The following is an 11394-nucleotide window of genomic DNA, read 5'->3' as shown; positions in this document are numbered from 1 at the left end:
GGTAGGTCCAAGGTAGGTCCAAGGTAGGTCCAAGGTAGGTCCAAGGTAGGTCCAAGGTAGGTCCAAGGTAGGTCCAAGGTAGGTCCAAGGTAGGTAGAGGGAAGTGGGGAGTAATTCACAATTCATAATTGTAGAAAAAGTGGGATATTTAGTCTTTTGGTAAATACAAAATAGTGTCAAGGTATATGAAAGGTATATGTAAGCTATATGCAAGGTATATGTAAGCTATATGTAGGGTATATGTAAGCTATATGTAGAGTATATGTAAGCTATATGTAAGGAGGATGTAAGCTATATGTAAGGAGGATGTAAGATATATGATGAGTTGCCTGAGAATTCAGAAATAAGCTGCCAGTCGTTTGTAAAATCCCGAACGAATCCCGAATGCATCCCGAAGAGGATTTGGCAGCAAGCGAACAATGTTTGTGCGGTAAATTTGGCTTTACATAGAGACAACCTTTTTGTATTTATTTTTCAAAATATTGTCAGAAATAGGCTTCAGTCAAAAAATAGTTTGTATATTTACCGCAGTAAAGCATCAATTTAAATTGTGAAAAACTTGCGTACAACGGCAATATAAGCAGCATGCAGTGGCTGAACGGCGCTTCATCGCCAAAGAGCGGATTTAAGTTTACCTACGACGTAGTTCTAAACAAAACGCGTGTGCAGTTTGGCAAATTAAAAAATGCTGCAAAAGCGCAGTTAATAGGAATTTAAATCAAAATGTTAATGGTGTGGAAATAAGGTTGTTAATCAATTAAGAACAATAATTATGAGATATTATAAATTTGAATATGGGTGTGATAATAAAGAAGTAGGATCACAATACCCACAAGTATGGGATTTTATCAAGGGATATTCGCCAAAGAATGAAGATAATGGCGTTTATTCTTTGTATTATGACTACAATCCTTTGTTTCCACCGGTAGATCCAGATTTGTCAGGCTTTAAGCTGGCTAGTGGCGCTAAATATACTGATTTTTTAAGTAGTGCATTTGGAAATGAATTATTTTTCCTTAATGAAAATGCGAAAAGATTTATGGAGGATCAAAATCTTGATGTCCATCGTTTCTATAAAGGAAAAGTAACTAGTTTAAGAAAAAAGAAGGTTGAAGACTATTATGTAATGAAACTAGTGTCAGAAAATTGGCAGTATTTGGATTTACCTAACTGCGAATTTTACATTGAGGATGTCGAAACAGATGAAATCATTCCGGTAGAAATCAACTCTTCCGAAGAATTTATTAAAAAGTGGAATGAATTTCTGGCTGATGAAGAGGATTATCACATAATATATTCTAGTACTATTAAAATGACAGAAGCATTTTATAAGAAAAAACTTGACCTGTTTATGATAGATAAATGTAATCATGATTGGTTTGTTAGCGAAGGATTCGTTGAGGAATATAATAAGAGAAAGTTAACAGGACTTGAATTTGAGCCCATTGACATTTAAATGGGTGTGCGGTGATTATAAAATTTCTGAGGACTGGCGGTAAACTTATTTATTATAAGGCAGATAGAATGGTGCGAGACCCAATAACAAACAAGTATAAAATGATTATGAAACAAATATCGTTTATTCTTTTATTTTTATTTTCGTTAAAATGTGGGGCACAAAATGAGTTGAAGCTATTTGGTACAACGCTACATTTTGATAGTGAAGTTGTATGTAAATTGCTATATAGCCAATGTCCTCCAGAAAATAAAAGCATAAAAAAGGAAAATTTTATTTTTCGACTTTTAAGGATACAATTACTTTGTCTAAAAAAGATAAGAAAAAAATAAAACTTTTTTTAAGAAAAAAGGAAACAACTTCGGAGGCTACAACACATTTTAATGCTTTTGATGATAAAGATTTATTGGCTTTTGATTATATAATACCTTTTCGTTTCTATTTTAGAGTGTATGTAAATTCTGATGATATGTGGACGGCTGCAACATTTCCTGATTTTCATCATCATAGGACGACCCATGTGTACAAATCTCCCGGATTTTATAAATACTTGTTAAAAAAAAGAAGGAGAGAGGAACGACAGAATCGCAAGAAAGATAAAAATGAATAAATTAACAGTTTTTATATTTGCCACTGTTTGTGTGCTTTTTATCACCAAAGCTGAGTTTACATATTTTAGAATTTAACTAGTTTTATGGAAAAAGGTCTTATTCTAAACACATCATACAATGATTTTATCCTTGGAACTCATGTCTCTGATTACTTCGATAAGAGGCATGAGGAGGGAGTAGCAAGTGATAGTCCCTATGATGATATAGTCAGTTTTGAATTTTATGACGACGGAGTTGAAGTCTGGTGTAAAAACAATATTATTGACTCTATCTTTTGTGAAACAACATGCATATACGAAGGAGTCAATCTGATAGGAATGAAATACGATGAGTTTCTGAACCGTTTTCACTTTACTCCTATTGACGAAGATGTTATTTGGCTTGAAGGCGGTGAGGGAAAGAATGGTCAGAATCAGCATGTCTATGATTTCGACAAGGAAGGATTGCAGATATGGGTGTGGCGTAACAGAATTCGCACGGTGATAATTAGCAATTATACAAATATTCCTGACTTGATACTAAACAAATCGTATGAGGAATTTGAATTAAATGTACCTGTCTTTAATTACTTCTATAAGAAATATGACGAGATAGCCCAGGACTCCATCAATCCATTCAAGCGTTATAAATTTACTTTGCCTAAGATTGAAATATGGTGTAGAGACGATATGATTGACACCATAGTGTGTGAATTAATCTGTTATTATGAAGATACAAACCTTATCGGTTTAGGGTATGATGCTTTCTTAAAATTGTTTGACGTGATTTCTCCTGACAGCAAGCAGATATATGTAGATGCTAACGGAAGGAAAGAGCTGCGTCATGTGTATGAGTTTGATTCATTAGGTCTTCAGGTTTGGGTTTGGCACAAGAGCATCAAGACAATCCTAATATATAATGCGGAAAAAAGTAAGTTGTATAGAACAATGATTGAAAGAACGAAATAGAATTGTATAGATATTTTACTTCTATGCCATTCTTCTTAAATGACAACTCATAATTATGGAAAAAGGTCTTATTTTAAACACATCATACAATGATTTTATTCTTGGAACTCATGTCTCTGATTACTTCGATAAGAGGCATGAGGAGGGTGTAGCAAGTGATAGTCCCTATAGTGATACTGTCTCTTTCGATTTCTATGACGACGGAGTCGATATCTGGTGTGAAAATAACATTATAGACTCTATTCGTTGCACGAAAACATGTATATACGAAGGAGTCAACCTGATAGGAATGAAATTCGATGAGTTTCTGAACCGATTTCATTTTTCTCCGGATGATGAAGATGTTATTTGGCTTGAAGGCGGTGAGGGAAAGAATGGTCAGAATCAGCATGTCTATGATTTCGACAAGGAGGGATTGCAGATATGGGTGTGGCGTAATAGAATTCGTACTGTGATAATTTGTGATTATTCAAATTGTACAGATTTGGTTCTTAACAAATCATACCAAGAATTTGAACTAAATGTACCTATATCAAATTATTTCTACAAGAAATACAAGGAATTAGACCCAGATACGACTCACCCATTCAAACGTTACCAATTTTATTCACCCGAAGTTGAAATATGGTGTAGAAATGATTTGATTGATAGCGTAATAATTGAAAGAATATGTGCTTATGAATACAAAAACAAAACAGTTAATCTTGTTGGTTTAGGGTATGATACTTTCCTAAGGATTTTTGACGTAATCTCTCCTGATAGCAAGCAGATATATGTAGATGCTAACGGAAGAAAAGAATTGCGTCATGTTTATGAGTTTGATACTTTAGGTCTTCTGATTTGGGCTTGGCACAAGAGTATCAAGAAGGTTCTCATCTATAACACAAAGGAAAGTAAATTGCACAGGACTTTGATTGAAACTGCAAAATAGAACTCAGTAGTGTTAAAGGAACTATAATGCAGACATAGAACATAAATAAAGCAACAATCATTCCCACACCTCCTTCAATTTCTCGTGAATTCTTTGGTGGTGTGGGATTTTTACCCCCCTTGTTCTGCCGAATTTGTAATTTGGCAGCGGCGATTATATCGCGAGTTTGCAACTCGCATTGTCGCAAGGCGACAAAAGGTTATGTGCGATTTTTTTCAGCGGTGGAAATTCTTGCGCCCTTTCAGTAGCAAGCGAACGGAGTTCGAACGTCAAATTCCCGTTTTTTTCTCTGCCGAATTGCAAATTCGGCAGAACATTAGCGGTGGAAATTCTTGCGTTCCTTCGGTAGCAAGTGCCCATAGGTCGAGTGGCAAATTCGGCAGATCATAGGCTTCTGTGTCAAGTTTGGCTTAACGTTGAGTCAACCTTTCCGCTCTCGTTTTCAAAATATTGTCAGAAATAGGCTTCATTCATAAAATAGTTTGTATATTTACCGCCGTAAAGCATCAATTTAAATTGTGAAAAACTTGCGTTACAACGACAATATAAGCAGCATGCAGTGGCAGAACGGCGCGTCGGCTGCAAAGAGCGGATATAAGTTCAGCTACGACGGACTGAACCGCCTTACCTCTGCCATCTACGGCGAGGGCGACGACATGAGAAAAATTCAAAACTGCGGTAAAAATAATAAATGGGAAATAACATGAAAAAAATATTATACATACTTTGGCTTTGCCTGCTATCATCACAAGTGGCATTTGCTGGTGATTTTGTTATAGGCAGATTAAAAAAGGAACTGCCAGAATATAAAAATGCACCTTTGAAAATATGTTATGATTCCAAGTTCAATGATTACTATCCTTCGCGAATTTTTGACATTGACCATCGTGAAAGTAAATACATCGTGTATAATCTGCATGTAGTATATTTAGATTCATGCTCTATCCCTAAACTGAAAACAGTAAAGGTTAAGATTCCAAAAGAATTCAAAGGTATTCGCTGTCGTGTTGACTCAAAAGAACTCGTATATGTGTTCTTTGCAAAGAATAGGGAGATAGACGTGTCAGTTCCTGCAATAGAAAAAGATACGCTTGGCAAATATGCTTATAGTAATCTTTATAAATACCCTTTGGAAAATCCTATAAAATATAAATTGATATATATGCGAGAAAAAGAAAGTAAGGATAATCGTTATTTTGGAATTAGACAAAGCGCCTCTTATACTCTATTTTACTACAATTTCACTCTAAGGCAAAGGAATAGATATGAGGATGTTTTGAATTCTTTTGTTATGTAATTCTCAGCCATTGGCGATGCCTTAACAAAGCACGGAGACTGAGAAATTAAGAAATCATTAATACAGACAAATCCTCAAATAAAGTTTAATATTTTGCGTATGACATTGAAGAATGTATATAATGACGAAGGTTGGATAATCGGTTCTGAAATAGATAATCTTTTAATAGACAATTATTAATTAAGGTATGAATCATATCATAAAAAAAATAACTTTGGTATTGTTGCTTGCTAACATTACAGTTTGGACTGACGCAAAACATATTGTTGTTGATTCTTCTTTCCTTGCAGATACATGTATATATGTCGATATAGATTCTGCAATCATAGATTGTAAGATTGATAGTTGTAAAACGAAAATCCAAAAACGTCTGCCAAATGCCAAATATTTTGTAGTCGGAAATCATTCTGGCTACGTAAGTGACGATGGGATTTTGATAAATAAAGAAAGAAGTGCCATTATTCTCGTTCCTGCAAATATGGATTTTCCGAGTGGTAAATATGTTTGCAAAAAAAACATTTCGGAATTGACTGATTGTGCATTCTATAACGTAAGAAACTTAAAATCAATTGATATGCACAATAAAGTGTCGTCTGTCGGCAAAGCTGTATTTTTTAAATGTAGTGCATTGTCTGATGTTGTTTTTCATAAAAAGATGAAATATATAGGAAGCAATGCCTTTGGATTGTGTATCGGATTAAAAAAAATAAAAATAAAATCAGTCGATACTATTGCATTGGCAGCATTTAATAGATGTGAAAATTTGGAAGACATTAATATTTATGGCAAAGTAAAATTGATAGACGATATGTGTTTTATTGATTGTCAAAAACTAAAACGCATAATATTGCCAAAAGCAGAATACGGTATGTATGTCTTTGGTTATCCCGATTCAAAGTTAGAAAAGTTGGAATACGTATGTATGCTTGGTAATCCTACATACGCCCCAAGAAAGTATACAAATCCGCAGTATCTTGCTCTATTCAATTATGTTTCATCAAGTGCTATTTTGTATGTGAAAAAAGGCTATGCAGGAATATATAAGGATACTGACGAGTATGGCTGGTGTAGTCATTGGAAACAATTCAAAGAGATAAGGGAATACAATGTCTTTTCAGAAAAAGTGTTTTTAAGAAGATGAGTCTCCTGCTCTCGGTAAAATGTAGTATGTTTATGCGTGTGTTTTTTGTAATCTCCACACTTTTGCAACTATGCAGCAGAATTTCGTAAAAGTCAAGGAACATACTATTTGATAAAGCATTTGTAATGTCCTCAAGGCATAGCCTTGCAAAATAAGTAATAGAGCGGAAAAGCGAAGAATCAAACTCTTTAGTTTTTCCGCTCTTGTTTTTCAAAATGCAGGTAAAAAAGACTTCAATCAAAAATAATTTTGTACATTTACCGCCGAAAAATACCGATATAAAATCGTGGAAAACAGGCTTTACAATAGCAACGATCGCGCCGTTATAAACGAAATTGGCGATGTGCGACAGGTAACGAACTACTACCCGTTTGGCGGAGTGTTCAGCACCACGGCATACAACAGCGGAGACGACTTGCAGCCATACAAGTATAACGGCAAGGAACTCGACCGCACCCACGGCTTGGATTGGTACGACTATGGTGCACGAAACTACGATGCCTTTTTGCCAGGGTTCACAACCATAGACCCACATTGTGAAAAGTATTATAATGTTAGTCCGTATGCGTATTGTGGCAATAATCCTATTTTGTTGGTTGATCCAAACGGAATGGATTGGTTGCTTGTAACAGGAGATAAGGTTATTTGGTATGGCGGTGATTTGGGAGATACAAAGGACGAAATAATGGCTTTTAATGCTACTTCTGGATATAAGAACGAAGATAAAAATGAGGATTATCAATCCGCTGAATACCAAACATTAAAAAATATAGGACCTACTCCAGAAGGACTTTATCATATAAATCTAAAGCCAGATCCAAGTAGACATGCTGGGCGATATCAAAATGCAGATGGTACCTTTAATTATAAAAAGAGTCCAGATGGGGGAATAGAGCAATTAAATTATTGTGAGGTTGATGAACAAGGTGAAATGAGGCATTTTTCTAGCCCAGATTGGGGAAATCAAAGAGCTGCACTAACACCAGATAAAGTCACAGGTGCTACTAATTCTCAAAGAGATAATAGTTCCTACTATTTTCATGATTCACAGAAAGGATATACTCATGGATGCGTAGAAGTTGAATCTTCGTTGTTTAATATGTTAGCTATTTATAGAGCAGGGGGTAATACCAGCATCTTTGTACAAGTAAAATACCCGAATTCAAAACATAAAACTAATGGAGGGACAAAACGATGAAAAAAAGCTTGCTCATAATAATTATAATGATATGTACATCTACTTTCGCGCAATCGCCAACCGACAGCTTGGATATCAAAGTTGCGCTGAAAGATGAGTATGTAATTGGAGATATTATTAATTTTGAATATTTCAATAAATCACATAAATATTTGCGTGTGCATATTTCTTTGGAGCGTGCTGATGACGAAGGAAAATGGACTCCGTTCTTTCATGAAATATTTTGTGAACACAAGTTTCAAGATTACGACAATAAAATATTTATTATACTCAATTCGCATTTTTCATTATCAAAATATTCGAACGAGCGGATAGAGAATTACAGAAAAGACAAGTGGACGGTAAAAAAATCTTGCTTATATGGACAAGAAACTATTGCATTGTTCCGTTTCAAATATACCATTGGACAGATTCCATATGGTTTGGTTTTTAAAGAAACCGGAACGCATCCAGAAGAAACCGTTTACTATTCAAAACCCTTTTATATCAAAAAAAACAAATCTATAAAAAAGGATGATTTGGGCAAATGTGGTTATAAATTTAGTTTGTTAAAACTTTAATGATAAGCTATTTGGGCTTGCATTAAGCTTTTCGAATCAAATGCATTCCCCAAAGTTATTTGTAACGCCCCCAAGGCATAGCCTTGCAAAATAAGCAATAGGGCGGAAAAACGAAGAATCAAACCCTTTCGTTTTTCCGCTCTTGTTTTTTCAAAATGCTGGCAAAACAGAAGCGTTCGGCTAAAAGAAGTGCTTCGTATTGTAGCAGATGGGGCACTCTTTCAGTGTGCTTGTTGTTGGCTGGTGGCTTTTCCGCAGGTCGTTCCGACCTACGGTTACTGAGCGGAGACGCTTCCAGCGTCTGCAATTTCAACTTTCTTTCGTTCTGTTGGGGGGGCGCTCGACTTGTGGTCGTTTGCTCCCCCCTTGTTCTGCCGAATTTGTAATTTGGCAGCGGCATTATACCGCGAGTTTGCAACTCGCATTGTCGCAAAGCGACAAAACATCGCATCAAAAACAGACGTTTCTAAGCGGTGGAAATTTTAATTCATAATTCACAATTCATAATTGACAATGCTCGTAAAAGAAAATTCTGAAGTTGAATTCTTGTGTCTGTATGGTAGCAATCGAACGAATTTCAGTGGTGGAAATTCTTGCGTCCCTTCGGTAGCAAGCGAACAAAGTTCGAGCGCGGAAAATCGGCAGAACATTAAGTTTTAGATGAGTTTTATTTTGCACACGCATAATCATGGCTGTCAGACAACAGAGAAATATTGCCAGACAGCCATGACTGCTTATCAGAGGGCAATGCCAAGTTGCTTTGCTCCCTTTTTAATATAATCGCGGTCAACGTCCGTATCTTTTATAACCTCGCCGTCGAAGGCAATAAGGTCTATGTCTATCTCAATACATCCGTCGCGTTTCTCTTCGGGGTTTCGTCCGCACATATCCTCAATTCCTTTCAGCTGCATTTTTATCAGCCTTAGCGGTATTATGGTCTTGAATACACCGCATTGGTTAATGAATGGCGGCCAGTCGGGATGTCCTATAGCATCAGAGTTTGTAGGTTCAGCCCATGTTATTTTACCTAGAGACGCTTCGAGCACAAGTCGTGCGTTATTTAAAGATTTCTCTGCGCGAAAATTGCTTCCTATGCAGATAAAACAGGTATGTTCGTGAATCATGGCTGCAAAATTACATTATTAAAATTAAATTTTAACATTTTTTTTGTAATTTTGCGCCCAAATAATAAAAATATGAATTTTATTGGTATTATTCCGGCTAGATATGCATCTACGCGTTTTCCTGCCAAGCCATTGGCAATGCTCGGAGGAAAAACTGTAATTCAGAGAGTTTACGAACAGGTTAAGGATTTGTTAGACAAGGTTGTTGTTGCTACTGATGATGAGCGTATAGAACAGGCTGTCAAGGCGTTCGGCGGCGAGGTGGTGATGACATCGCCAAACCACAAGAGCGGTACAGACCGATGCTTCGAGGCTTACACAAAGGTTGGCGGCGACTTCGACGTTGTTGTAAACATACAGGGCGACGAGCCTTTCATCCATCCATCGCAGATTGCAAGCATCAAGGCTTGTTTCGACGATGACACAACTGATATCGCAACGCTTGTAAAGCCTTTCACTCCAGCCGACGGACTTGCGGCTCTTCAGAACCCTAATTCTCCGAAGGTGGTTCTCAACTCAAACTTCAACGCGCTGTATTTCAGCCGCTCGGTAATCCCTTATCTCCGAAACAAAGAGCCTGAAGAATGGCTTTCTTCGCACACATATTACAAGCACATCGGACTGTATGCCTATCGTGTAGGTGTGCTGAAGGAGATTACGTCTCTCCCTCAGTCGTCGCTCGAGATTGCCGAGTCGCTCGAACAACTCCGCTGGCTCGAAAACGGCTATAAAATAAAGGTAGGAATCACCGAGATTGAGACTGTCGGCATCGATACACCTCAAGACCTCGAAAGAGCAGAGAAATTCCTAAAGGAAGGCAGATGTTAGACCGTACAATTCTGCCGAAATTGTCGCCTCTTGGCGATTTCGTTCTGCCGGTTCCCGAAGACTCAACATTCTCAAACAACATTCCCGTTTCCGTTCTAAACGTAGGCGGACAGGACATTGTGAGAGTTGACATCGTTATAAATGCCGGCAAGATGCATCAGGAAAAGCTGCTTGTGTCATACTTCACAGGCATGATGCTGAAGGAAGGAACGTCGACCATGAGCAGGCAGGACATTGCCGAAAAACTCGATTTCTACGGCTCGTGGATGGTGGTTCAGTCAACCACTATATACACTTGCGTCACGCTGTTCTCTCTCAACAAATATCTGAAAGAGAGCATGGATATCGTTGTGGCTGCGATAACCGATTCGCAGTTTCCCGACGAGCAACTCGACAAGTTCCGTCAGATTCAGTATCATCAGTGGCTCGTGAACAACGAGAAAGTAGAAGTAATGTCGAACCGCGCGTTCCATTCAAACTTCTTCGGCTCTGAACATATCTGCGGAAAATATGCAGATGATGCTGATTATAACCAACTTACGAGCGATGATTTGAAGTGTTTCTTCAGAAAACATTATAATAGCGGAAATTGCCGCATCTATCTTTCGGGAATGGTGACGGACAAAGTCGTTGTCGATGTAGAGAGACTTGTGGGCACAACCTCGTGGGGGCAGATTTCCGAGCCTACCAGGTACATTCCTCAGACGGTTTGCAAAACATCAGAAAAACGAGTCTTTGTAGAGAAGAAAGATGCCACTCAGAGTGCCGTTAAGATGGGCAAGATGCTCATTTCGCGCAAGCATCCCGACTATGCAAAACTTCGTCTGCTGATGAGCCTCTTCGGCGGAAGTTTCAGCAGCCGCCTGATGAGCAATATCCGCGAGGATAAGGGCTACACATACGGCATCAACGCAAGCTATATGCACGTTCCCGATGCAAGTTACATGCTCATCTCGTCGGAGTGCGACAATCAGTATGTCGAGCCGCTCATTGCCGAAGTCTACAAGGAGATGGCTCTGCTTCGCGATGTAAAAATAGAGGAAGACGAACTCCGGCAGGTGAAGAACTATCTGCAAGGCGATATGATGCGCACATACGAAGATCCGCTCACGATGATGGGTGCGTACATCTCGATGGATTACAACAAAGTAGGTCGCGGCCATCTGGCAAGATGTTTCAACGAGGCGAATGCTGCAACAACCGAAGAATTGCATCTTCTGGCACAGAAATACTTTACTGAAGATGGATTTTTAGAGGCGATAGCAGGAAAAAAGATAAACAAATCTTAATTTTTTTTGCTT

The 11394-nt window shown here is 37.8% G+C and carries 12 protein-coding genes; 11 read left to right on the top strand and 1 reads right to left on the bottom strand.

The window, feature by feature from the left end; genetic code table 11:
• Positions 1–772: 772 nt before the first annotated feature.
• The 9 genes from T538_RS0105185 (at position 773) to T538_RS0105135 (ending at position 8141) form a co-directional block, all read left to right on the top strand.
• Positions 773–1456, top strand: a complete 684-nt coding sequence (locus T538_RS0105185; protein ID WP_031532522.1) for a hypothetical protein — start codon at positions 773–775, stop codon at positions 1454–1456.
• A gap of 304 nt (positions 1457–1760) precedes the next feature.
• Positions 1761–2066, top strand: a complete 306-nt coding sequence (locus T538_RS0105175) for a hypothetical protein (RefSeq protein WP_031532520.1) — start codon at positions 1761–1763, stop codon at positions 2064–2066.
• Positions 2067–2150: 84 nt separating this feature from the next.
• A complete protein-coding gene (locus T538_RS0105170; RefSeq protein WP_031532519.1) occupies positions 2151–3014 on the top strand; it encodes a hypothetical protein in 864 nt (287 codons plus the stop codon).
• A 55-nt stretch (positions 3015–3069) separates the two neighbouring features.
• Positions 3070–3945, top strand: coding sequence for a hypothetical protein (locus T538_RS18580; RefSeq protein WP_051655887.1), 876 nt, complete (start codon positions 3070–3072; stop codon positions 3943–3945).
• 518 nt (positions 3946–4463) lie between these two features.
• Entirely contained in the window at positions 4464–4652 is a 189-nt protein-coding gene (locus tag T538_RS0105155; RefSeq protein ID WP_031540867.1) for a hypothetical protein, read from the top strand.
• A complete protein-coding gene (locus T538_RS0105150; protein ID WP_155994230.1) occupies positions 4649–5242 on the top strand; it encodes a hypothetical protein in 594 nt (197 codons plus the stop codon). The genes T538_RS0105155 and T538_RS0105150 overlap by 4 nt, the downstream gene beginning before the upstream one ends.
• Positions 5243–5429: 187 nt before the next feature.
• Positions 5430–6383, top strand: coding sequence for a leucine-rich repeat domain-containing protein (locus tag T538_RS0105145; protein ID WP_031532515.1), 954 nt, complete (start codon positions 5430–5432; stop codon positions 6381–6383).
• A gap of 286 nt (positions 6384–6669) precedes the next feature.
• Positions 6670–7581 carry an RHS repeat-associated core domain-containing protein gene (locus T538_RS17610; RefSeq protein WP_031532514.1) on the top strand — a complete coding sequence of 304 codons (912 nt, stop codon included), beginning with the start codon at positions 6670–6672 and terminating at the stop codon, positions 7579–7581.
• Complete coding sequence (locus T538_RS0105135) at positions 7578–8141, top strand: hypothetical protein (protein WP_031532513.1); 564 nt, start codon at positions 7578–7580, stop codon at positions 8139–8141. Before T538_RS17610 ends, T538_RS0105135 begins: the two co-directional genes overlap by 4 nt.
• A 737-nt stretch (positions 8142–8878) precedes the next feature.
• On the opposite strand, the gene T538_RS0105120 is transcribed toward T538_RS0105135, so the two are convergent.
• Positions 8879–9265, bottom strand: a complete 387-nt coding sequence (locus T538_RS0105120; RefSeq protein WP_031532511.1) for a 2-amino-4-hydroxy-6-hydroxymethyldihydropteridine diphosphokinase — start codon at positions 9263–9265, stop codon at positions 8879–8881.
• A 72-nt stretch (positions 9266–9337) separates the two neighbouring features.
• Between T538_RS0105120 and kdsB the strand changes: the two genes are divergently transcribed.
• Positions 9338–10093, top strand: coding sequence for a 3-deoxy-manno-octulosonate cytidylyltransferase (gene kdsB / locus T538_RS0105115; protein WP_031532510.1), 756 nt, complete (start codon positions 9338–9340; stop codon positions 10091–10093).
• Positions 10087–11382: a M16 family metallopeptidase gene (locus T538_RS0105110; protein WP_031532509.1), complete on the top strand. Its 1296-nt coding sequence runs from the start codon at positions 10087–10089 to the stop codon at positions 11380–11382. Before kdsB ends, T538_RS0105110 begins: the two co-directional genes overlap by 7 nt.
• Positions 11383–11394: the final 12 nt, after the last annotated feature.

Origin of the sequence: Bacteroides sp. Ga6A2, assembly GCF_000702225.1 — a bacterium.
GTDB lineage: Bacteria > Bacteroidota > Bacteroidia > Bacteroidales > Bacteroidaceae > Ga6A1.
The sequence above is the reverse complement of the archived record's forward strand: the minus strand, read 5'-3'. Positions and strand labels throughout refer to the sequence as shown.